At 70.1% G+C, this 22,362-nt stretch carries 21 protein-coding genes; 7 read left to right on the plus strand and 14 right to left on the minus strand.

Features of this window, described 5'->3' with window-relative positions; all coding sequences use genetic code 11:
* Positions 1-60: 60 nt before the first annotated feature.
* The gene (locus tag FVE89_RS09885; RefSeq protein ID WP_160533841.1) at positions 61-2,706 is read right to left on the minus strand and encodes an ABC transporter transmembrane domain-containing protein; all 2,646 of its coding nucleotides are present in this window, start codon (positions 2,704-2,706) and stop codon (positions 61-63) included.
* A 422-nt stretch (positions 2,707-3,128) separates the two neighbouring features.
* Here FVE89_RS09885 and typA point away from each other — a divergent pair, with 422 nt between their 5' ends.
* The gene (gene typA / locus FVE89_RS09890) at positions 3,129-4,952 is read left to right on the plus strand and encodes a translational GTPase TypA (protein ID WP_160533842.1); all 1,824 of its coding nucleotides are present in this window, start codon (positions 3,129-3,131) and stop codon (positions 4,950-4,952) included.
* 147 nt (positions 4,953-5,099) lie between these two features.
* Positions 5,100-5,330 carry an RAG2 PHD domain containing protein gene (locus FVE89_RS09895; RefSeq protein ID WP_160533893.1) on the plus strand — a complete coding sequence of 77 codons (231 nt, stop codon included), beginning with the start codon at positions 5,100-5,102 and terminating at the stop codon, positions 5,328-5,330.
* Positions 5,331-5,342: 12 nt separating this feature from the next.
* Here FVE89_RS09895 and FVE89_RS30485 read toward each other — a convergent pair whose 3' ends face one another.
* The 5 genes from FVE89_RS30485 to cysK all read right to left on the minus strand — a co-directional run bounded on the left by FVE89_RS30485 (position 5,343) and on the right by cysK (position 8,104).
* Positions 5,343-5,501 carry a hypothetical protein gene (locus tag FVE89_RS30485; RefSeq protein ID WP_202130691.1) on the minus strand — a complete coding sequence of 53 codons (159 nt, stop codon included), beginning with the start codon at positions 5,499-5,501 and terminating at the stop codon, positions 5,343-5,345.
* A complete protein-coding gene (locus FVE89_RS09900; protein WP_160533843.1) occupies positions 5,498-5,812 on the minus strand; it encodes a hypothetical protein in 315 nt (104 codons plus the stop codon). Before FVE89_RS09900 ends, FVE89_RS30485 begins: the two co-directional genes overlap by 4 nt.
* Positions 5,812-6,138, minus strand: coding sequence for a hypothetical protein (locus tag FVE89_RS09905; protein ID WP_160533844.1), 327 nt, complete (start codon positions 6,136-6,138; stop codon positions 5,812-5,814). The genes FVE89_RS09900 and FVE89_RS09905 overlap by 1 nt, the downstream gene beginning before the upstream one ends.
* A 90-nt stretch (positions 6,139-6,228) precedes the next feature.
* Positions 6,229-6,726 carry a hypothetical protein gene (locus tag FVE89_RS09910; RefSeq protein WP_160533845.1) on the minus strand — a complete coding sequence of 166 codons (498 nt, stop codon included), beginning with the start codon at positions 6,724-6,726 and terminating at the stop codon, positions 6,229-6,231.
* A gap of 403 nt (positions 6,727-7,129) precedes the next feature.
* On the minus strand, positions 7,130-8,104 hold the full coding sequence (gene cysK, locus FVE89_RS09915) for a cysteine synthase A (protein WP_160533846.1): 975 nt from the start codon (positions 8,102-8,104) through the stop codon (positions 7,130-7,132).
* Positions 8,105-8,418: 314 nt separating this feature from the next.
* On the opposite strand from cysK, the gene FVE89_RS09920 reads away from it, so the two are divergent.
* The gene (locus tag FVE89_RS09920; RefSeq protein WP_160533847.1) at positions 8,419-9,333 is read left to right on the plus strand and encodes a TAXI family TRAP transporter solute-binding subunit; all 915 of its coding nucleotides are present in this window, start codon (positions 8,419-8,421) and stop codon (positions 9,331-9,333) included.
* A 12-nt stretch (positions 9,334-9,345) separates the two neighbouring features.
* On the opposite strand, the gene FVE89_RS09925 is transcribed toward FVE89_RS09920, so the two are convergent.
* Entirely contained in the window at positions 9,346-9,882 is a 537-nt protein-coding gene (locus tag FVE89_RS09925) for a GcrA family cell cycle regulator (protein WP_160533848.1), read from the minus strand.
* A gap of 638 nt (positions 9,883-10,520) precedes the next feature.
* Between FVE89_RS09925 and FVE89_RS09930 the strand changes: the two genes are divergently transcribed.
* On the plus strand, positions 10,521-11,708 hold the full coding sequence (locus tag FVE89_RS09930; protein WP_160533849.1) for a patatin-like phospholipase family protein: 1,188 nt from the start codon (positions 10,521-10,523) through the stop codon (positions 11,706-11,708).
* A gap of 48 nt (positions 11,709-11,756) precedes the next feature.
* Here the strand turns inward: FVE89_RS09930 and FVE89_RS09935 are convergent, their stop codons facing one another.
* The 3 genes from FVE89_RS09935 to FVE89_RS09945 all read right to left on the minus strand — a co-directional run bounded on the left by FVE89_RS09935 (position 11,757) and on the right by FVE89_RS09945 (position 14,033).
* Entirely contained in the window at positions 11,757-11,885 is a 129-nt protein-coding gene (locus FVE89_RS09935; RefSeq protein WP_091714885.1) for a TFIIS helical bundle-like domain containing protein, read from the minus strand.
* An 89-nt stretch (positions 11,886-11,974) separates the two neighbouring features.
* A complete protein-coding gene (pyk, locus tag FVE89_RS09940; protein WP_160533850.1) occupies positions 11,975-13,387 on the minus strand; it encodes a pyruvate kinase in 1,413 nt (470 codons plus the stop codon).
* Positions 13,388-13,538: 151 nt separating this feature from the next.
* Positions 13,539-14,033 carry an SRPBCC family protein gene (locus tag FVE89_RS09945; RefSeq protein WP_160533851.1) on the minus strand — a complete coding sequence of 165 codons (495 nt, stop codon included), beginning with the start codon at positions 14,031-14,033 and terminating at the stop codon, positions 13,539-13,541.
* Between the two features lie 180 nt (positions 14,034-14,213).
* Between FVE89_RS09945 and FVE89_RS09950 the strand changes: the two genes are divergently transcribed.
* Both FVE89_RS09950 and FVE89_RS09955 read left to right on the plus strand, forming a co-directional pair.
* On the plus strand, positions 14,214-15,473 hold the full coding sequence (locus FVE89_RS09950; RefSeq protein WP_160533852.1) for a lytic murein transglycosylase: 1,260 nt from the start codon (positions 14,214-14,216) through the stop codon (positions 15,471-15,473).
* 385 nt (positions 15,474-15,858) lie between these two features.
* Entirely contained in the window at positions 15,859-17,961 is a 2,103-nt protein-coding gene (locus tag FVE89_RS09955) for a TonB-dependent siderophore receptor (protein WP_160533894.1), read from the plus strand.
* A 148-nt stretch (positions 17,962-18,109) separates the two neighbouring features.
* On the opposite strand, the gene FVE89_RS09960 is transcribed toward FVE89_RS09955, so the two are convergent.
* The 4 genes from FVE89_RS09960 to FVE89_RS09975 form a co-directional block, all read right to left on the minus strand.
* Positions 18,110-18,898, minus strand: a complete 789-nt coding sequence (locus FVE89_RS09960; RefSeq protein WP_160533853.1) for an aldolase — start codon at positions 18,896-18,898, stop codon at positions 18,110-18,112.
* Positions 18,899-18,968: 70 nt separating this feature from the next.
* Positions 18,969-19,985, minus strand: a complete 1,017-nt coding sequence (locus tag FVE89_RS09965) for a biotin-dependent carboxyltransferase family protein (protein WP_160533854.1) — start codon at positions 19,983-19,985, stop codon at positions 18,969-18,971.
* Positions 19,982-20,719 (minus strand): allophanate hydrolase subunit 1, encoded by a 738-nt coding sequence (locus FVE89_RS09970; protein WP_160533855.1) that lies wholly within the window; start codon positions 20,717-20,719, stop codon positions 19,982-19,984. Before FVE89_RS09970 ends, FVE89_RS09965 begins: the two co-directional genes overlap by 4 nt.
* Positions 20,716-21,477 (minus strand): 5-oxoprolinase subunit PxpA, encoded by a 762-nt coding sequence (locus FVE89_RS09975; RefSeq protein ID WP_160533856.1) that lies wholly within the window; start codon positions 21,475-21,477, stop codon positions 20,716-20,718. The genes FVE89_RS09970 and FVE89_RS09975 overlap by 4 nt, the downstream gene beginning before the upstream one ends.
* 327 nt (positions 21,478-21,804) lie before the next feature.
* Here FVE89_RS09975 and FVE89_RS09980 point away from each other — a divergent pair, with 327 nt between their 5' ends.
* Positions 21,805-22,203: an exopolysaccharide production protein YjbE gene (locus tag FVE89_RS09980; protein ID WP_160533857.1), complete on the plus strand. Its 399-nt coding sequence runs from the start codon at positions 21,805-21,807 to the stop codon at positions 22,201-22,203.
* Positions 22,204-22,362: the final 159 nt, after the last annotated feature.

The raw sequence follows: 22,362 nt of genomic DNA on the forward strand, positions 1-22,362 counted from the left end.
TCTGTGCCGGAGACGGGTTGAGCTGTAAACCGCAAGCCCGTGCGCCGGCTCACGCCGAACTCATTCGGCCGCGCGCAGGCGTGCCTCCGGCTTGCGCAGCGGCAGCTGCGCGGGGAACCGGGTGGCATCCGCTTCCGCCGACAGGCTGGCCACGAGGCTCGCCCGGGGCAGAGAGGCCTCCGCGACACTGAGCAGCGTGTCGACGCCGTGCTCCAGGAACTCGTCCACGCGGTCGGCCACGAGAATCTCCGGCTGGCGCAGGATGGCGCGCGCGAGGCCGATCCGCACCCGGACGCGCTCGGTCAGGATCTGGCCGCGGTTGCCGACTTCCTTCTCCAGCCCGCGCAACTGGATCGGGCGCTCCAGGTCGAACTGGCGGAACACCTCCCGCGCCTCGCGCTGGATGATCGCCTCGCCGTGCATCCGCGCCGTGTCGATGCGGCCGAACAGCAGGTTGTCGAGCACGGTGCTGCGCGGGTTGATCCGGTTGGGATCGTAGGATTCGACGTCGCATTCGTGATCGCCGTGCATATGGCGCTGGACGATGGTGCGCGCGCCCACGATCCGCTGCCGCAGGGTGCCTTTGAGCAGGCCGAAGCGCATCCGCGGCTCGACATAGGCGAGGGCGAGGGCCAGGAAGGCCACGCTGTCCGCCTCGCCGAGGCGCCCGCTCCCGGGGATGCGCGCGAGCCGGCGCAGGTAATCCGGCAGGGCATCCGGGGTGATCAGCGAGAAGCGCCGGAACAGCGGATGGCCGGGCGGCACGTCGGCGAATATGTCCTTGAGATTGCTGGCGATGGCGACGCCCATGCGATCGAGGTCGTCGAGCAGGCGCGCCTCTTCGAGCGCGTGACGGAACAGGCGTGTCGCGGCCAGGCGCTGCGGATCCCGGAGCGACGGGTCGCGCGGCACCCCGAACAGCAAATTCTCCCCGACGGTCGCCTGGTCGTTGTAGCGGCCGCGGGCGAAGGGGATCACGAGGTCGGCGAGGCCCTTCTCGGCGAAGTGCTGGCGCAGATGCTCCCGGGCCGCGATCATGCGCTGGCCCACCGGGGTATCATGGGACACCGAACTGAGGGCGCCGAGGCCGAACCGGTAGAGGTCGTCGCCGAGGTCGAGCCGGCCCAGCATGTCGAGGAGATGGTGATCGAGGTCCCTGGCGTCGCGGATTCCGAGGCGCCGGTAGTCGATCCAGGGGTCGTCGACGCTGTCGCACGGGTTGCCGGTCTTCACCGCCTCGTTGATCCGCGTCTTGCTGAGATCGAGGCTGCCTTTCCGCAGCGGCCGGATGCGCAGGCCGTAGAGCACGTTGTCGCGCAACGTGCCGGGGAACAGGACCGGCTCGACGCCCGCGAAGGCGATCCGATAGGCGTGAACGGGCCGCGGCAACGTGGACAGGTCGTGTTCGCCGATCCGGATCGTGCCGCCTTGCGCCGTCTGCAGGCCCGCGAGGACGCGGGCGAATTCCTGAGCCGCCGGGCCGGGCGGGACGAGCGCGAGCCGCGCCGGCAGCTGCACCTCGGCGTCGCCGACCTCGATCGGCCCGCCGCCCTGCGGGTCGCGCAACATCAGGCCCTCGGTCCGGAGCGGGCTGCCGAGCGGCGGCGGCGTTTCCCCCAGCTCGGGTTCGCCCGGCTGCAGGCGCTGCGGGCCGAAATGTGCCGCCACGGTCTCGTACTTCACCTCCACGTCGAGGCGCTGCTGATCCCAGTCGATCAGCTCCTTGAGGGGCGGGGGCAGGTCGCGGTAGGCGGCGAGCACGGCCACGAGCTGGCCGATATCGAGCTCGCCCTTCAGCGCGAAGTAGCCGCCGATCGCGTAGAACAGGAACGGCGTCACCTGCGAGAGCAGGTTGTTGAGGTACTTGACCGCGAATTTGCGCCGGTAGATCCGCAGGCGCAGATCGTAGAGGCCGTAGAGCCGGCCGCCGATCTCGGCCCGCTCCCACCGGCCGGTGTCGTTGATGAGCACCGCCGGCAGCCCGTCGAGCACCTCGGCGACCCGGCCCGCGAGGGCGCGCGAGGCGATCTGTCGGCGGCGGCTCAAGCGGATGATCTCCCGCCGCAGCCGCGGGATCACGATCATCTGCACGCCCACCATGCCGCCGGCCGCGAGGCCGAGCCACAGATTCTGCATCAGGATGAAGGCGAGCGCCGTGGCGGCCTGCGTGCCGAGGAAGACCGGCACGACGATCGCATCGCCGATGAAGGAGCCGATCGGCTCGACCTCGTCGCGGATGATCGTCGCGGTCTCGGAGGATTTCACCTCCCGCCGCGTCTCCGGCGAGAAGCGCAGCATCAGGCAGAACAGCTGGAACCGCAGGCGCCGGAGCATCCGTTCGCCGAGGATGCCCTTCTGGAGATTGATCCAGAATTTGAAGGCGCCGTTGATCAGCACGAGGCTGAGGAACAGGGTCGAGAGGCCGAGCAACAGCTCGAAGCGGTCGAGCTGGAACCCTTCGAACAGCCGGGTCGTCCCGCCGCCGAGGAACTGGGGCCACGTCACGGTGACGTCGAGGAACGGGACGGTCGGTTCGCCGTGCGCGAAGGCCTTGCCGGTGATCGCGTCGTTGACGATGCGCTTCGGCAGGTCGAGCGAGGCGAAGTAGAACGGCAGCGAGGCCAGAACGAAGGCGCAGATCCGGAGCTGGTCGGCCTTCGAATAGCGCCAGATATAGGGGAACAGCCGAGGCTCAAGCGCGCGCATCGGCTCGTTCCGATGGGCAGCCGTCAGAGCAGAGGTCATACCGGTTCGCCGCCCCCATGCGTGGCCGCAGAATCGATATCGTAGCCGAGGGGTCTGATTTCATCCAATGCAACCGGGAGGGCGCCCCGCGCGGACTCGTGGACCGCCTCGCGGCGTCATGGGATTGTCATATAGGGCGCGGGCTGCCACCTGGGACCGGCTGCAGGGCTGGTCTGCGCGTCCCGCCTCACGGAAATCCGGGTGCCGTGCGGCCTCGAAGCCCGGAATCCCCGCTCGACGCCGTTGCGGAGCCGCCGGTGGCCTTGCTCAAGAGCGCGGGTCCTTATATTGCGACGCAACCACAACGACTCCGTACCTGAACCGGCGCGGACGGCCGCGCCGCGCGGCCGCCAGGGAGCCGGCACAACCCGTTTCGGGCCGCCATGAATCTGCGCAACATCGCCATCATCGCCCACGTCGACCACGGCAAGACGACTCTCGTCGACAAGCTGCTGGCCCAGTCCGGCACCTTCCGCGAGAACCAGCGGGTCGAGGAGCGGGCGATGGATTCGAACGACCTCGAGAAGGAGCGCGGCATCACGATCCTCGCGAAGGCGACCTCGGTCGTCTGGAAGGACACCCGCGTCAACATCGTCGACACCCCCGGCCACGCCGATTTCGGCGGCGAGGTCGAGCGCATCCTGTCGATGGTCGACGGCGTGATCGTGCTGGTCGATGCCGCCGAGGGACCGATGCCGCAGACCAAGTTCGTGGTCGGCAAGGCGCTCAAGATCGGCCTGCGCCCGATCGTCGCGATCAACAAGGTCGACCGGCCGGATGCCCGCATCAACGAGGTCGTGAACGAGGTGTTCGACCTGTTCGCGGCGCTCGACGCCACCGACGAGCAGCTCGACTTCCCGATCCTCTACGGCTCCGGCCGCAACGGCTGGATGGCCGACAGCCCGGATGCCGACCCGTCGGTGGGCCTCGAACCGCTGTTCGACCTCGTGCTCAAGCACGTGCCGCAGGCCAAGACCGAGGAGGGGCCGTTCCGGATGCTCGGCACCCTGCTGGAGGCCAACCCGTTCCTCGGCCGCATCATCACCGGCCGGATCGCCTCGGGCTCGGTGAAGCCCAACCAGTCGATCAAGGTGCTCGACCGCACCGGCAAGGTCGTCGAGACCGGCCGCGTGTCGAAGATCCTCGCCTTCCGCGGCCTGGAGCGGGCGCCGATCGAAGTGGGCGAGGCGGGTGACATCGTGTCGATCGCCGGCCTGATGAAGGGCACCGTGGCCGACACCTTCTGCGACCCGCAGGTCGAGACCCCGATCCAGGCGCAGCCGATCGATCCGCCGACCGTGACGATGTCGTTCATCGTCAACGACAGCCCGCTCGCCGGCACCGAGGGCGACAAGGTCACGAGCCGCATGATCCGCGACCGCCTGTTCAAGGAGGCCGAGGGCAACGTCACGCTCAAGATCGAGGAGGCGGCCGACAAGGACTCGTTCTACGTCTCGGGCCGGGGCGAGCTGCAGCTCTCGATCCTGATCGAGACCATGCGCCGCGAGGGCTTCGAGATCGCCGTGTCGCGGCCCCGCGTCGTGTACGAGCGCGACGAGAACGGCGGTCTGCTGGAGCCGATCGAGGAGGTCGTGATCGACGTCGACGAGGAGCATTCCGGCGTCGTCGTGCAGAAGATGTCCGAGCGGAAGGCCGAGATGCTGGAGATGCGGCCGTCGGGTGGCAACCGCCTGCGCCTCGTGTTCCACGCCCCGACCCGCGGCCTGATCGGCTACCAGGGCGAGTTGCTGACCGACACCCGCGGCACCGCGATCATGAACCGGCTGTTCAAGGCCTACGAGCCCTACAAGGGCGAGATGCCGGGCCGGCGCAATGGCGTGCTGATCTCCAACGACCAGGGCGAGGCCGTGGCCTACGCCATGTGGAACCTGGAGGATCGCGGCCCGATGATGATCGAGCCCGGCTGGAAGGTGTACCAGGGCATGATCGTCGGCGAGCACAACCGCGAGAACGATCTCGAGGTGAACGTGCTCAAGGGCAAGAAGCTCACCAACATCCGCACCACCTCGAAGGACGAGGCCGTGCGCCTCACCCCGCCGATCCGGATGACCCTGGAGCGCTCGCTGGCCTGGATCCAGGACGACGAACTGGTCGAGGTGACGCCGAAATCGATCCGCCTGCGCAAGGCGATCCTCGACCCGAACGATCGCAAGCGGGCCGAGCGTTCGAAGGAGAACGCGGCCTGAGCTGAACGATGGGCAACCGGGCGCTCAGGCCCGGTTGCTGAGGCAGCCCTTATTCCGGATCGCTCTCGGGTCCATCGCACCCTTATGCCGGGCCTCCTCGCTTGGCATGGCGGCACCCGAGAGGTCCGCGTGAACCCCCAGACGACCATGCCTGTCGCGTTGAATGCATCCCCGTCGCCCTTGCCGGCTGTCGGGACGCCCTCCTACCTCGTCGGCCAGGATGGCGAGGGTCATTGGGTGGCCGTCGAGACCGGCGGACGGGCAGGCGGCATCTTCCGTTCGCGCCAGGACGCGATCCGCTACGCCTGCGTCGAGACCGGATGCCGGCCCGACGACGTGAAGCTCGCGGCCGGCCCGATTCCGTTCCGGCTCGCCTGAGCGCGGGCGGCGCTAAGAGCTGCCGGGATCGGTCTCGTCGTTCTGCTTGCCGCCGCTCGCCGGCCCGGCCCCCGGATGACCCTCGGTCTTCTCGTTCGGGTCTTTCACGGCGTCGGGCGCGACGTTCTTCGGCTTCTCGGGCTTCGCGCCCTCATCGTCGCGTTGGCTCATTCCCGATTCTCCCGTTCGGCCCGGTAATGCCCGTCCGCCATTGTCTCGCCGGCGGCGGGGCCGCGGGAGGCCTTCTGGTCCGAGTGGCCGCCGGACGAGCCGCCGACGGCCGGCGGCGACCGCCCGGGCTCGCCGGTGGCGCCCCATCCATCCCGGGGCTCCGGCTGGGGCTTGCCGCCCCCGCCGATGTCGGTGATGGCGGCCTGATCGGCCGTCTGGTGGCCGCCCCCGGCGGGCGGCTCGCCGCGCGACCCGACGGCATCGTCGGGCTTGCGGGTGACGGTCCCGGAATCGCTGGTCGGCCGAGCCATCAGCGTTTCCCGTCATCCTGGCCGACGGCCGCCGTCGCGCGGTCGATCGCCTCGCTCAGCTCCGAGCCACCGCCCGACGTGCCCTTCAGTTTGGCGAGGTTCTCGCGCGGCGTCTCGGCCTCGGTCGCGTCCGTCGCGTCGGAGCCGGGGGTGCCGGAGGCGATCCGCGCGGCTTCCGCGTCGCCCGCCGGGTCCCGCTTCAGGTCCGCCTGCGTACGGGCGGCGAGGCCGATATCCAGCGGCGAGTCCTGGCCGAGATCCTGGCCGTTGCGGTCCGCATCGGCGTCGAAATCCTTCAGCGACGGTCGTTCTGTCTGCCCGGTCATGGCTCGCCTCTCCGTGTCTTCGCGGGACAACGGAGGCGGCGCAGGAGAGTTGCGCGGGCGGGGCGATCGAGCGCGGGCGATGTCCGGCCGTCAGCGCCCGACGATCCGGGGCAGGAGCTTCCCGGCGAGACCCAGCACCGCATCCTCCGCGGCGCCGCGGTCGATCGACCGGGCATCGATCGTCAGGAGATCGCCGTCACGCAGGACGATGGCGGTCGCGCCCGCACCGGTCCCGAAGGCGTAGGACGTGATCCACGCGACCGCCGGGCCGGCCGGCAGGGTCGTGAGCCGGCAATCCGGATTCTTCTTCACACACATCGTTTCCAGAGCGGCCATCGTGGTCTGGCCGGACCGGATCCGGCCTTCGGTCCCGTCCGAGAGGCGCCCGAGTTGGAGCGCGACCGTGGGGGCGCCGTCGCAGCCCGGGCAGGTGAGCAAGAGCTGGTACGGCTGCGCCTGCACGGTGGCGTCCTTGCCGAGCGCCCTGCGGGCGTCTTCGGCGAGCGGCGTCAGATCGTGGACCGCGAAACCCAGCGCCAACGCCGCCTGGGACCAGAGGCTGCACAGGATCACGAGAACACAACGCATCAGGAATCACCGATCGATTACAGGATCGGCGGTAACGGAACGAGGAAGGAAGATCCAGGCTGGACTCGCGGAGACGATCGATCGCGCAGCGTATGCAGGAATACAGGGTTTTTGCTGAAATGACGTGAATATTATATGAGCGTACTTTGTTATAGTATCAGAGCTGTGAATTTATTGGTTTCCGGCGTTTGGCAGGCGCCCAGAGATCGGCCTCGGCGGTGGCAAGCGCCGCGCAAGCGGCACAGGGTGAGCACGCCGAATATCCGCCGGATCCGAACTCGCTTGCCGCCGGCGCCGCACGCGCCCGGAAAGGGTCGCAGGGGAACCGGCGCTACCTGCAAACGGGCGGCCCCGCGCCATTCCGTGTGGCGCGGGGCACCGTGGTGCCCTTGCGGGGACGCGGTCAGCCGATCCCTTCGAACAAGGCCGACGAGATGTACCGCTCGGCGAAGGAGCAGGCGATCGTGACGATGCGCTTGCCCTGGAACTCCGGCCGCTTGGCCAGTTCCAGCGCGGCGGCGACGTTGCCGCCGGTCGAGATACCGCCGGGGATCCCCTCCAGGCGCGCGAGGGCGCGCGAGGTCTCGAAGGCGGTCTGGTTGGAGACCTTCAGTACGCCGTCGAGGATGTCGGTGTGGAGGTTTTCGGGGATGAAGCCCGCGCCGATGCCCTGGATCTTGTGCGGACCCGGCTGGCCGCCCGAGATCACCGGGGAGTCCTCCGGCTCCACGGCGAAGACCTTGAGGTTCGGCAGGCGGGGTTTGAGCACCTCGCCGACGCCCGTCACGGTGCCGCCGGTGCCGACGCCGGCCACGAACGCGTCGAGCTGGCCGCCGGTGTCGGTCCAGATCTCCTCGGCGGTGGTCTTGCGGTGGATCTCGGGGTTGGCGGGGTTCGAGAATTGCTGCGGCATCACCGAGCCGGGGATCTCCTTCAGCAGTTCCTCAGCCTTGGCGATCGCGCCCTTCATGCCCTGGGCGCCGGGGGTGAGCGCGAGCTCCGCGCCCAGGAAGGCCAGCATCTTGCGTCGCTCCAGCGACATCGTCTCGGGCATGACCAGGATCAGGCGGTAGCCGCGGGCCGCCGCCGTGAAGGCCAGCGCGATGCCGGTATTGCCGGAGGTCGGCTCCACCAGCGTGCCGCCCGGCTGAAGCTTGCCGGAGGCCTCCAGCGCGTCGATCATGTTGACGCCGATACGGTCCTTCACGCTGGCGATCGGGTTGAAGAACTCCAGCTTCAGCAGGATCTCGGCGTCGACGCCGTGCTCCTTGGGCAGACGGTTCAGGCGGACCAGGGGGGTGTTGCCGATCGTCTCGGTGATCGAGCCGTAGACACGGCCATGGCCGACCTTCGCCGGCGCGTTGGAGGAATCGGCCATCGCGGAGCTCCTGCTCGTGTTGGGATCGGTGAGATGTGGGTCCGGGCGGACGAGACCAAGCCCCCCGAGCGGGAGGCCCGGATCGGCCCCGGACGAAGAGCTGCGATATCGCGTTGCCGCCCGGGGAGCAATCAGGCTAAGTGCCCATATCAAAAGTTCTTTCTGCTTCCGCGTCGATCTCTGTCCTAACGTGGAACAGCATTGCTGGGTGTTGTTGGACTGATAGAAACTTCTTCTCTCGGTCGGCGCCGGTCCGGCGCGCCCGCGTGATGAGGGTGCTGATGTCGACTCGCGTGCCGCCCTTGAGAATCAGGATGGCGAACCGCCGGGTGGCGCTTCTGGGATTGCTGAGCCTCCTCGCGCCGCGGCCCGTCCGGTGCGACGAGCCCGTCCGCGTGAGCCTGGCCACGGCGACGCCGGGCGGGGGCTTCCCGGCCTTCGGGTCGGCCTTCGCCGACACGATTCGGCGCGCCGACCCGGCGCTGATCATCGAACCCCGACCGAGCGGCGGGTCCGTCGAGAATCTCGGTCTCCTGCAGGCCGGCAGCGTCGATCTGGGGCTCGTGCAGGGGGAATACGCCTATCCCGCCTTCGCTGCCGCCGATGGCGTCACCGTGCTGGCCCCGATGTATCCGACGCCCGGCCTGTTCGTGGTCCCGGCGGGCAGCCCGATCCGTTCGGTGGCGGATCTGCGCGGGCGCCCGGTGGTGCTGGGCACGCACCAATCGGGGCTCACCGTCATGGCCCGCAGCGCGCTGGCCGCCTCGGGGCTCGACCCGCAACGCGATATCCGTCCGATCCTGCTCGATCGCGCGGGCGACGGGCCGGCCCTGGTGCGCGAGGGTCAGGCGGACGCGCTGTGGGGCGGCGGTCTCGACTGGCCGGGCTTCTCCGCCATGGCCCGGGCGCCGGGCGGGGCACGCTTCTTCGGTCCCTCGGAGGCCGGGATCGCGCGTCTGGCGCAGCCCGGCGCCGCAATGAAGCGTCTGACCGTGCCGGCCGGCAGCTTTCCCGGGCAGGCAGAGCCGATCGAGACGGTGGGCTCGTGGAGCTTCGTGCTCGCGCGCCCGGATTTCGACGGGGATGCGGCCGACCGGATCGTCCGCGCGCTCAGCCGCGACGATGCCGCTCCGACGAACCCGAAGACCCTGATCGGGCTCGTGCCGGTGGACCGCATCAATCCGGCCACCGCGCGTTATCTCCGCGCGGCCGGTCTCATCCGGCCGTGACGATGTCCGCGATCAGCGGAACGAGGCGACGCGGCGATCCCGCTTGCGCTCCGTCGCCGGCTGATAGGCGATCTCGGCGTGATGGGTGCAGTATGGCAGGCCCGTGATCGAGCGGGCGCCGCAGAACCGGAATTCCGGCGTGGTCGGATCGCCGAGCGGCCAGCGGCACATGGATTCCCGGAGGTCCATGATGGTGACGCGCTGAGAGACCGGCAGGGGCGTCGGCGTCGACGTCTGGGCCGGGGCGGCGACCGGGAAGTCCGGCGCCGGGCGATGCGTCACGATCGCCACCGGCTCCGGAGCCTGCGTCTCCACCACCGCGATGGCGGTCTCGATCTCGATGACCTTCGCCGTCGGCGCGGCCGCAACGGGGGCTTCCTCTCCGCCCCGGGCGCGCCCCCCCAGACCGAGGCGATGGACCTTGCCGATCACCGCGTTGCGGGTGACGCCGCCGAGTTGTGCCGCGATCTTGCTCGCGCTCTGCCCGTCTTCCCACAGCCTGCGCAGGAGCGCCACGCGATCATCCGTCCAGCCGACAGCCGTTTCCATTGACCCCTCCGCCCCCTGCGGCCCGCGCTGCGCCATGCTCCGGCGCGCGCATTGCGGATCCCGAGGATCCGTCCACCGGCGGAATACGATGCCGAGCGGACCGCGCAGCCTTACCGGGCAGGCCGCACCGCGGTGCGACACCCTGTCCCGTCAGGCCGCGAGGAACCCTAGCGCGGCGCTCACGAACGTTGCAAGGGTGCGCGGCCGCTCCCCGCGGCCCCTGTCCACCGGCAATGCCCGATCGCGTGCCCGATGCCGCTCTCCGGGGCAGCTGCCGTGGGGCGAAGCGGCCGCGGATTTGCGCCGGCAGGCCGAGGTTCTTGCAGGCCCAGGTTCTTGCAGGCCGAGGTTCTTGCAGGCCGAGGTTCTTCACGCTCAGTCTCCGGGTTCGGCGGAGGTGTTCGTTCCAAGCCGATAGCCGCTCTTGCGAGACCACCGCGGCAACGTTGCACAACAGGCCGGCCGCGCATCGGGGTGCGCGGAGGCGGCCTCGCTGGCGCCGGATCCGGTGGGATCGTGACCCGGGCGCAACAGCGGGCAGTTATCAACCCTGTCGGGTGGCCAAGACGGAACGCGCGTCACAGCCAAGCTCGTTTCCTGTGGCACAGTGGCGAAGCTTCACGGATCAGGGTGACGAGATGGGTTTCCGTCGGACAGGCTTGCGAGCGCTGGCTGCGCTCGGGCTGGCGGGTCAGGTTGCGGCCTGCGGCAGCCTTCCGCGCACGCCCTACAGTGCCGAGCAGGCGGCCTTCGCGAGCGTGCCCGGCATACCCGGTGCGCGCGTCTACGCGGATGCCTCGGTGGAGACGATCGCGGAACTCGCCGCCAATCCGCAGCGGCGGAGCAAGGGCTTCACCTATCTGGCACTGTCGGGCGGTGGCGGCGACGGCGCCTACGGGGCCGGCGTGCTCAACGGCTGGACGGCCTCCGGCAAGCGGCCCGAATTCACCCTGGTCTCCGGCGTCTCGACCGGCGCGCTGATCGCGCCCTTCGCGTTCCTGGGGTCGGGCTACGATGCCTATCTGACCGAGTTCTACACCAGCGGTGTCGCCAGCGAACTGGTGGCCTCGCCCAACCTCGCCAATGTGCTGTTCGGCTCGGGGCTCTTCGGCGACGGACGCCTGCGCAACCTCATCGACCGCTACGTCACGCCGGACCTGATCCGGGCGGTGGCCGAGGAGCACGCCAAGGGCCGGCGCCTGATGGTGGTGACCACCAACCTCGATTCCCAGCGGGCGGTGATCTGGAACATGGGCGCCATCGCGGCGAGCGGTGCGCCGAACGCCCGGGAGCTGTTCCGCGACGTGCTGGCCGCCTCGGCCAGCATCCCGGCGGTGTTCCCGCCGCAATTCATCGACGTCACGGCCGGCGACGCCCGCTTCCAGGAGATGCATGTCGATGGATCGGTGGTGACGCCGGTCTTCACCCTGCCGCAGACCCTGCTGCTGCGCGACGGGCGGATCCGCACCGGCGGGAAGGCCGAGATCTACGTCGTGATCAACGGCCGCCTGGAGCCCGATTTCGAGGTCACGAAGGACAACACGCTCTCGATCGTCGAGCGCTCCTTCACGACGGCGAGCCGCGCCCGCTCGCGGGCGACGCTGACGGCGACCTACGCCCTGGCGCGCAACAACGGGATCGGCTTCAACCTGACCTACATTGACGAGGGGGCGCCGAAGGTGCCGGCCTCGAAGGGCTTCGACACCGCCTACATGCGCGCCCTCTACGAGGAGGGGCTGGCGAAGGGCCGGACCGGCACCTTCTGGCAGCACACCGTCCCGGCCGCGCCCACGGTCAGGGAGACGGCGAGCACGCTCGCGAACTGAGCGCGCTCGATCCTGTGCCGCGCGCCGGGCGGCGCGCGGCGGCCGGGCTCACTTGCCCAGGATCTTGGTGACGAGGCGGCCGATCGGCGTCGCCGTGCTGGCGTTCCGGTCGTCGCGGTCCACGGGGCGGTTCTCGTTGCCGAGGAGCTTGGTGACGAGGCGTCCGATCAGGTTCATGGGATGGCCCTCCGGTGTTGCGCCAAAACGGCGCAGCTTTCGATTCAACGGGTGAGGAGCGGGCCGCGTTCCACCCGCCCGGCCCGCCTTCAGACCTGCATCAGCCGGATGTTGTTGGTGTTGCCAGCCGTGTGGAAGGGGATGCCGGCGGCCACCACGATGATGTCGTTCGGCTTGGCGAAGCCCTCTTCCTGCGCGTGCTGGCAGGCCTTCGCGGTCATCTCCTCGTAGGAGTCGACGTCGTCCGTGTGGACGCTGTGGGCGCCCCACAGCAGGCTCAACCGGCGCGAGGTCGCGAGGTTCGGGGTCAGGGCCAGGATCGCGGCGGCGGGGCGCTTCCGGGCGACCCGCGCCGCCGTCGTTCCGCTCGACGTGTAGGCCACGATCGCGGCGGCGTGGACCGCCTCGGCGAGGTCGGCCGTGGCGGTCGCCACCGCATGGGGCGGCGTCTCCTCCTCGCCGGGTTCCGAGGCCGCGACGATCGAGTGGTAGAGCTTGTGCCCCTCAACGCTGCGGATGATCCGGTCCATCATCGCGACCGCCTCGACCGGGTAGCGGCCGGTGGCCGATTCCGCCGAGAGCATCACGGCGTCGGCGCCGTCGTAGATCGCGGTGGCCACATCCGAGGCCTCGGCCCGGGTCGGCGCCGGGGCGTTGACCATGGAGTCGAGCATCTGGGTCGCCACCACAACCGGCTTCACGGCGAGCCGGCAGGCGCGGATCAGCTCCTTCTGGCGGCCCGGCACGTCCTCGTGCGGGATCTCGACGCCGAGGTCGCCGCGGGCCACCATCACGGCGTCGGAGAGCCGGATGATGTCGTCGATCCGCTCCAGCGCCTGCGGCTTCTCGATCTTCGACATGATGCCGGCCCGGTCGCCGATGATCCCCCGGGCCTCGATGACGTCGGAGGGCTTCTGCACGAAGGACAGGGCCACCCAGTCGACGCCGAGTTCGAGCCCGAAGGCGAGGTCGGCCCGGTCCTTCTCGGTGAGGGGCGACAGGTCGAGCAGCGTGCCCGGCAGGTTGACGCCCTTGCGGTTCGAGATCGGGCCGCCGGTCACCACCTCGGCGGTGATCGCGGTGCGCTCCGGGCCAGTGACGCGCACACGCACGCGCCCGTCGTCGATCAGCAATTCCTGGCCGGGCACCACGGCGTCGAAGATCTCCGGGTGGTGCAGCGGGATCGACTGCTTGTCGCCCTCGGCGCCTTCGAGGACGAAGCGCACCCTCTCGCCGGCTTCGAGATCCAGCCGGCCACCCTGCAGCGTGCCGATCCGGATCTTCGGTCCCTGCAGATCCTGCAGGATGCCGATCGGCCGGCCGACCTCCTTCTCAAGGGCGCGGATGGCGGCGTGGACCCGGGCGTGGTCCTCCTGCACCCCGTGGCTGAAGTTCAGCCGGAAGGTGTCGACCCCGGCGAGGAACAGGGCCTTCAGCCGGTCGGGCGCCGAACTGGCAGGCCCCACGGTGGCGACGATCTTGGCGTGGCGGTGACGGCGCATGCGGGTCTCGGCCTCCTGAGGCTATCTCTGGGAATCGAGCCGGGCGATCGGATGCCCCGACGCCGCTCAGATCGGTGCTGGCGGACGCCAGGACGAGGGGAGCGCCGCCGACCGGGAACCTGATCGCGCGGCCGCCCGATTCGGCCGGGCGCTATCTGGACGCCTCGCGGGCGATCCCGGCAAGTCCCGCCTCGAAGACGCCGGCAATGTCGGCGACGGCTTCGGCATCGCTCTTCCCTTCGGCGTCGAAGGTCGCGCTCCAGATCACCGTGGACCCGCTGCCGTTCGGCCGGACCGCCAGCGTCGCGTTGTAGGCGCGCACCGGCAGGGGGCCTTGGATGAAGCCGTAGCTGTAGCTGCGGCCCTCCGCGTCGCGGTCGGTCTCGACCTCGACGATCGTGCCGAGGCCGCCCTTCACAACCAGACCGCGGATCTGCGCGCGGATGCCGTCATCGTCGTCGTCGGCCGACAGGATGCAGCGCTCCACCTGCGGGTGCCAGAACTGGATGGCGCAGAAATCACCGATCAGCGCCCAGACCGCATCCGCGGGGGCAGGGATGTCGCGGCTTCGCGTGACCTCCAGGGCGTAGGCCGGGCCGACCGCGAGCAGAGCCGCACCGATCGTCGCGAGGGTTGTCCGCTTCATCCGTCGTTCTCCTTCAACCCTGCCGGAAGGAGGATGCCCGGCCCATCCTCCATCCGGCAGGGTCGCGCGATCATGTTGGCGCGACGCTGCCGCCACAAAGCCGCCGGGCCCGCCCCTGGAAGCCGCCCCGACCGGCCGGGTATGATAGCGCCCCGACCGATCGCCAGCGTTCAACCGCCGATGAGCAGCCCGATACGCCTCCGCCTGGGAATCCGCGCCGCCGGCCTCGCCTGTGCCCTGGCGCCGACCCTCGCCGCCGCGGCGCCCGACGCATCCGCGCCGATGCCCCCACCTTTCGAGATCTGCCGCGCCGACCTGATCGCCTGGGCTGCCTCGCAGGCCGTGCCGCAGGGCCTCGCCGAAGCTCAACTCGGCAGCCTGACGCCTGATCCCGACGTGCTGGCCGCCACCACGAGCCAGGGCGAGTTCGTCAGGCCGCTCTGGGACTACATCGAGGCCAGCATCACCCCGGCGCGCATCGAGGCCGGCCGGGCCAAGCTCGCCGAGCAGACCGAGACCTTCGCGGCGATCGAGGCGCGCTACGGGGTCGATCGCCACATCCTGGCGGCGTTCTGGGGCGTGGAATCGAACTTCGGCGCAGTGCTCGACAACCCCGCCATCGTGAAGCCGGTGGTGCGCTCGCTCGCGACCCTCGCCTGCGGCGATCCCGCCCGCGCGCCCTACTGGCGCAACGAGCTTTCGGCCGCGCTCCAGATCCTCGCCTGGAACCAGGCGCCGCTCGACCGGATGCCCGGCGGCCTCACCGGCTCCTGGGCGGGGGCCACGGGCCACACCCAGTTCATGCCGAGCGTCTACCAGCGCGACGCGGTCGATTTCGACGGCGACGGCAAGCGCGACATCTGGACCTCGGTGCCGGACGCCCTGGCCTCGACGGCGCATTACCTGCGCGCGCACGGCTGGAAACCCGGCGCGGGCTGGGGCACCGAGGCGCTCCTGCCCGAGGGCTTTGACGCCGCCCTGGCCGACGAGACGACGCTCCGAAGCCTCGCAGCGTGGCGGGCGCTCGGCGTGCGGCCCGCCCGACCAGCGGCTTTCCCGGACGAGGCCGCGGAGGCCACACTGATCCTGCCCGCCGGGATCCGCGGGCCGGCCTTCCTGCTGCGGCCGAACTTCGCGGTGATCCTGCGCTACAACACGGCGCTCGCCTACGCGCTGACCGTGGCGCTGCTGTCGGACCGCCTGCGCGGCGATCCGGGCCTCGTCCGCGATTGGCCCCGGGGCGACCGGGTGCTCACCGGAGATGAGCGGCGCGACCTGCAGACCCGTCTGATCGAGCGTGGCTTCGCCACCGGCGGCGTCGATGGGAAGATCGGCCCGAAGACGCGGGCGGCGTTGCGCGCCTTCCAGGGCTCGGTCGGGTTGCCGGCCGACGGCTATGCCGACGCGGCACTGCTGGAGCGGATCCGGGGGGCGCCTTGAACCGGAATCCGGTCGGCTCGACGGGACGGGGCAGGTTTCGAGCCCGTGCTGCTGATCAGGCGCCGCGAGCATGTCTTCAAAAGCGGAAACGTCTGTTCGCCTCGACGTCAGCGCGGGCCACCGGATCTCGCATGATCAATTGTAGCGCGCGTGCCACACCCGAACGCGGAGGGGTGGGTTTTTACAATGCTTCCAGAAGCCCCCTAAGGCTCATTGAAATTGTTATAAACAAGGTCGGTTCGCCTCGCCTCGCGTAAGCTTGACCGTTTGTGTTTCCGGATCGTAACCGACGCGCACCGATCAAGGTTGGTTCGCGTCCGTGGCTGTTTCGCCTGCAACATCCAAGACCAAAAGCGTGCTCTTTGCGTCGACCGCGCTCGTGTTCATGGCGCAATCCGGCTCGCTGACCGGCTTCGGTCCGAGTTCTGCTTTCGCACAGCTTGCAGCCGATGCTCCGATGGAGGTGAAGCTCGACGAATTGTCGGTCGCCGGAAGCGGCGGGCCGCCCAGCACGGTGGACGGCTATCGCGCCAGGAACAGCATCAGCGCGACGCGTACCGACACGCCTCTGCGCGAAGTCCCGCAGACCGTCGTCGTCGTGCCCGATCAGGTGCTCACCGACGCGGCAGCAACGCGCGTCGATACGGCCCTCGACCTCGCGGGCGTGGGACGCGCGAACAATTTCGCGGGCCTTGGGCTGACCGAAGTCACGATCCGCGGCTTCAACACGGGCGAGTTCTTCCGCAACGGGTTCCCGATCAATCGTGGCTACCCAAACTCGCCCGACGTCGTCTCGATCGAGCGGATCGAGGTCCTCAAGGGTCCCTCGGCCTTCCTCTACGGCCGCGGCGATCCCGGCGGCACCTTCAACATCGTCACCCGGCAGCCGGTCGCCGAACGCTCCCTCGCAATCGGAACTCAGTTCGGCAGCTTCAACCAGAAGCGCACCACCTTCGATGCAACGGGCGCCCTCGACCAAGAGGGGCAGGTGCTTGCCCGCATCACGGGCGCCGTCGAGGACAACGGCAGCTTCCGGGATTTCGTGCGGGGCGACCGCTACGACCTCGCGCCCGTGATCGCCTGGAAGCCGTCGGCCGATACCACCATCACGCTGGAGGGCGAGGTGCTGAGCACCGCCGCGACCTTCGACCGGGGTCTCGTGCCCATCAACGGCAACCTGCGTGCCGTGCCGCGCAATCGCGTCATCGGCGAGCCTGGCATCCCGCCGGTCCGCGTCGACGATGCGCTCGGCCAGCTTCGCATCGAGCACCGCCTCGATCCGGATTGGGTGGTCACTGCCGGGGCCCAGGCGCGCGGCGGCCACTTCTACGGCGACGGTGTGGGCGCCGTGAACGTGCTCGGCGACGGCCGAACCCTGCGCCGCACCGACGAGCACCGCGACCTGAGCTGGTCCGACCTCGACCTTCAGTTCAATCTCGCGGGCAAGTTCGAGACCGGCCCCTTCCGCCACACCCTGCTGATGGGCCTCGAATACGACAGCTACCGCTACCGGGAGATCTTCAACCGCTCGAACGCGAACGCCAACCCCTTCGCCCTCGACCTGCTCGAGCCCCATTACGGTCAACTTCCGCTGCCGCCGCTCGGCTCGATCACCAACTTCCTCCAGAACATCCAGAGCTACGCGGGCTACATCCAGGATCAGATCGACATCACGCCGCGTCTCCATGCCCTCCTCGGCGTGCGCGTCGAGGATCTCGGCCTTGTCTCGACCGACTACCGCACCGGTCGCACCACGAACCTGCAGGGGACGGTCGCGACCCCGCGGTTCGGCCTCGTCTACGATCTGACCGACTGGGTCTCGCTCTACGGCGATTACGGCCGCTCCTTCCTTCCCAACACCGGGACGGACCGCTCGGGACGCCCTTTCGCCTTTCAACAGGGCGAGGGCTACGAGGCCGGCGCGAAGCTCAGTTTGCTCGACGGCACCCTCAGCGCCACCGCGGCCGTGTTCGACATCTGGCGCACGAACGTCCTCACCGCCGATCCGGTCGATCCGAATTTCAGCGTCGCGGCCGGCATCGTGCGTAGCCGAGGCTTCGACCTGACCGTCGCGGGTGAGCTCGCACCCGGATGGCGGGTGTTCGGCACCTACACGCATGTCGACGCCTCCGTCGCGCACGACAACACGCTGCCGATCGGGACGCGGCTCGCCAACGTTCCCGCCGACAGCTTCGCCGTGCAGAGCGTTTACGAGTTCCAGGGCGCCGCGTTGCGTGGCCTCGGCCTCGGCGGCGGCGTGATGCATGTCGGCCAGCGTGTCGCCGGCACTGCGCTCTCGACCTTCAAGCTGCCGGAATACACGGTGTTTAACCTGATTTCTTACTACTGGATCACGCCGGGAGTTCGGATCTACCTCAGTATCGACAACCTATTCGACGCAATATACTACGATCGCGCGTTCCAGAACCGCTACGCTACGCCGGGTGCCCCCCGAACCGTGATGGGCGGTGTCGCGGCGCGCTTTTGACACATGACTGTCGCGGGGCGGAGACTCTGCGGTCCACATGGGGGCCAGGCGGTGACGTCCGCTTCCATCCCTGCTCGTCCGGTCGCGCCCCACCGACGCGGACACCGTCGCGGAACCCGTGAGCAGGTCGGAAACGGCCTGGCTCCACTCAGGCCAGGAAGGCCGGCTCGTCCCGGGCGAGCACCCGCTTGACGCTCTCCAGGTGCAGCCGGGCGCTCTCGGCGCGGCCGGCCGCCTCCTGGGCCGCCACGTGCTTCACGATCGCCTCGGGCACGACCTTCAGGGTCCGCCCCGTGCTCAGCGCCAGCACCTGCGCCTGCGCGGCGCGCTCCAGATAATAGAGGTCGTCCCAGGCCTCCGCGATGGTCTCGCCGAGCACCATCACGCCATGGTTCTTCAGGAACACCACGTCGGCCTCCCCGGCGCTGGCGGCGATCCGCCGGCCCTCCTCGGAATCCAGCGCCAGCCCGTTGTAATCCTCGTCCACCGCGATGCGGCCGTAGAAGCGCAGGGCCGTCTGGCCGGCCCAGAGCAGGGGTTGCCCCTCCAGCATGGCCAGAGCGGTGGCGTAGGGCATGTGGGTGTGGAAGGCGGCCCGGGCGCGGGGCTTCAGCCGGTGCAATTCGGCGTGGATGTGGAAGGCCGTGGCCTCGGGCTGGCCATCGCCCTCCACCACGTTGCCGTGGAAGTCGCAGAGCAGCAGGCTCGACGCGGTCACCTCCGCGAAGGCGAGGCCGTAGGGATTGACCAGGAACAGGTCGGGCCGCTCCGGCAGGACCGCCGAGAAATGGTTGCAGATTCCCTCTTCGAGCCCGTTGCGCGCGGCCCAGCGCAGGCAGGCGGCGAGGTCGATCCGGGCTTTCCGCACAGTGTCCGCATTCAGCGGCTCGTTGCTGCGCGCGGGCGGTGTGCCCGGGGCGGTGACCGCGTGAGCCATGCGTGAAGGGCCTTTCTCGTCGTCGTCCCGGCCGGGGCGCCGGCCGCCCCGGCCATAGCGCGTCGCGGTCTCAGACGCGACCGTCGGCGACGCCACCGACGAGGTTGAGGCCGAGCAGGAAGTCCGAAGCGAATTCGGTGCGCACCACCGGCTCCCGCGCCACCGGCTCGCTTAAGACGTCGCGCTCGGCCCGGCGCGCGGCCACCGCCTCGGCGACCGAGACCTGCCGGAAGGCGATCCGCGCCCCGCCGCGCGCCTGGGCGAGGCGGCCGAAATCGGGGCCGATCACGGTCGCGATCTTGGGATAGCCCCCGGTCGATTGCCGATCGGCCATCAGCACGATCGGCAGCCCGTTGCCGGGCACCTGGATCGCCCCCATGGCGACGCCGTCGGAGACGATGTCGTGGCCTCGGGCGTGGGTCAGCGGGGTGCCGTCGAGGAAGCAGGCCATGCGGTCGCCCCGTGGCGAGACTGTCCAGGGGCCGGCCAGGAAGGCCGCGATCTGGTCGGCGGCGAAGTAATCGTCCTGCGGGCCGAGCACCACGCGGATCACCCGCGGATCCCGGTCCAGCCAGGGCGCGATGAGGCGGTGCGGGGCGACGGCGCCGAGCCGGGCTTCCGCGACCGGCAGACGATCGCCGGCGGCGAGCCCGCGCCCGTCGAGGCCGCCGAGGCCCGAGCGGGTGTGGGTCGCGGTCGATCCGATGACCGGCGCCACCGCGATACGGCCGTTCACCGCCAGATAGCCCCAGGCGCCCGTCTCGCCCGCCCGCACGACGAGCGTCCGGCCGGGCTCCAGGGCCAGCGCGACGGCATCGGGCAGCGCCGCGCCGTCCAGGGCGATCCGGAAGCCCGGCGCGATGAGCGCGATCCCGATCGCGCCGCCCTCCGCGGCGAGCGTGACGCCGCCCGTCGAGATCTCGACGGCGGTGGCGTCAAGGGGATTGCCGGCCGCCCGGTTGGCGGTGGCGTGCATCAGCGGGTCCATCGGCCCCGCCGCGGTGATGCCGTAGCGCAGATAGCCGTGCCGGCCGCCATCCTGCAGGGTCACGCCCGGACCCGCGGCCTCGACGCGGAGCGCCGTCATGCCCGGGACTCCCAGCGGCGGGCGACCGGCTCGCCGGTGGCCTCCCGGGCCGACAGCGCGTCGAAGGTCGCGGCATCGACGGGTTCGAAGCGGATCAGGTCGCCCGCGCCGACGAAGAAGCTCGGATCGCGCTCCGGCGCGTAGAGCCGGGCCGGGGTGGCGCCGATCACGTACCAGCCGGTGGGCATCGGCACCGTGGCGACCGCCGCGAGCCCGCCGCCGATCACCACGGCGTTGGCCGGGTGGGGCGGACGCGGGCTCGCCCGGCGGGGCACGGCCAGAACCTCCGGCAGGCCGCCGAGATAGGCGAAGCCCGGCGCGAAGCCGTACATGTAGACCCGGTAGGTCGCCCCCGCATGGGTCGCCACGACAGCGTCGGGCGAGAGGCCGGTGCGCTCGGCCACCTGGGCGACGTCCTCCCCGTGCGGGGCGTCGTAGCAGCAGGGCAGCGTCCAGAGGGTGGTGGCGGCCGCGCGCCGGGTCGCGCCTTTCGCGAGGGTCCGGACCCGTTCGGCGAGCACCGCCCGGTCGAGTACCAGCGGATCGTAGTGCAGCATCAGGGAGCGGTAGGTCGGCACGCGCTCGCGCAGGCCCTCCGGCGGGTCGGCGCCGAGGGCGTCGTCCAGCGCCAGCACCCGGTCGCTGATCGCGGGATCGACCGTGCTCCCGAACTCGACCACGAGCGCGGCCTCGCCCGCATCGAGGAGCCGGGGTTCGTCCGCGGATGCGATCACGGCCGGAACGGCGCCAGCGTCACCCCGGCACCCTCCAGCCGGTCCCGGACCGAGCGGGCGGTGGCGACCGCGTGGGCCGAGTCGCCGTGCACGCAGATCGAGCGGATCGGGGTCGGCAGTTCCTTGCCCGAAGCCGTCAGGATGATTCCGTTCTGGACCATGCGCAGGATCCTATCGGCCGCCTCTGTCGGATCGGTGACGAAGGCGCCCGGCTCGCCGCGGGGGATCAAGAGCCCCGCTTCGGTGTAGCCGCGGTCGGCGAAGATCTCCTGATGGACCTCGAGCCCCGCCGCCTCGCCCGCCTGGACCTGGGCGCTCAGCGCGATGGCGAGCAGCGCCAGCCCGGGATCGACCGCCCGGACGGCCCGCGCCACGGCGTCGGCGACGGACCGGTCCTCCGCGGCGAGATTGCCCAGCGCCCCGTGCGTCTTCACGTAGGTGAGGCGGTGGCCCGCATAGGTGGCGAGGGCCTGCGCGGCACCGACCTGATAGGCCACCAGCCGCTCGATCTCCCCCGGGCTGAACGGGATGCGGCGCCGGCCGAAGCCCCAGAGGTCCGGGAAGCCCGGATGGGCGCCGACCGCCACGCCGCGCGCCTTCGCCAGGGCGAAGGTTTTCGCCATGATCTCGGGATCGCCCGCATGCAGGCCGCAGGCGACGTTGGCGGATGTGACGATGTCGAGGATCGACGCGTCGTCGCCGCAGCTATAGGCGCCGTAGCCTTCGCCGAGATCGGAATTCAGGTCCACACGCGTCACCGGATCGGCTCCTTCGCAACGCCCTTGCGCCGCCGGTCGTGAGCCGACTCGCGCCTTCGATGAGAGGCCCCGCGGGACTCATTGAGCAGGCCGACAGCGAGTGCAAGGGCGATGCCGAACCGGCGTGGCGGGTGAGAGGGGTGGGGATCTCCGTCGAACCCGGCTCCCCGCAGATTCTTCGGGGAGGCGCGATGGTCGAGATATTCGGTCGTCAATGCGCGCGAATTCTCTGGTTGTGCGCGGCAAAACGAAGTTTCGGGCATGCGTGCTGGAACTACCGGGTCGATTTGGCAATTAGCGGTGAGTTAAATCTTCGGAGGAACGTTCATGAAGGTCACACGCTTGGCCGGCGCCGTCGCGCTCCTGGCCCTCGCGGCCAGTCCCGCCCTCGCGGCCCCGTGCGCGACCGGGACGACGATGCCCAAGACGCCGGATCAGCACGCATCCAATCCCAAGAGTTCGGACGTCGACAAGTCGAGCAAGAACCTCGCCGGCGGGAATCAGCCCGCGTCGCCCGGCACGGTCGGCGCCATGAACAACGCGGGCGCCACGCAGACGGCGGACCGCGAGTCGAAGACGACGCCGGGCGCGAAGTCGAACAGCACCGATCCGGGCGCGGCGAACCTCGCCGGCGGCCAGCAGCCGGCTTCCCCCGGCACCGTGGGCGCGATGAACAAGGCGGTGGCCGATCGGGATACCGCCCCGGTCAAGGCTGACGGCTGCTAAGTCACAGCACCGACGGCCAGTCGGACGAGAGCCCGCCTCGCAGCGCCGAGGCGGGCTTTTTGATGCGAGCAACGGGTCCTGCATTCGGGACCCGTCGCATCATCCGAAGGGCGTCCTCCGGCTGCCTCCATCCCCGGCCTTCGACCGCGACCGAGTTTG

Source organism: Methylobacterium sp. 2A, assembly GCF_009806555.1.
Taxonomy (GTDB): domain Bacteria; phylum Pseudomonadota; class Alphaproteobacteria; order Rhizobiales; family Beijerinckiaceae; genus Methylobacterium.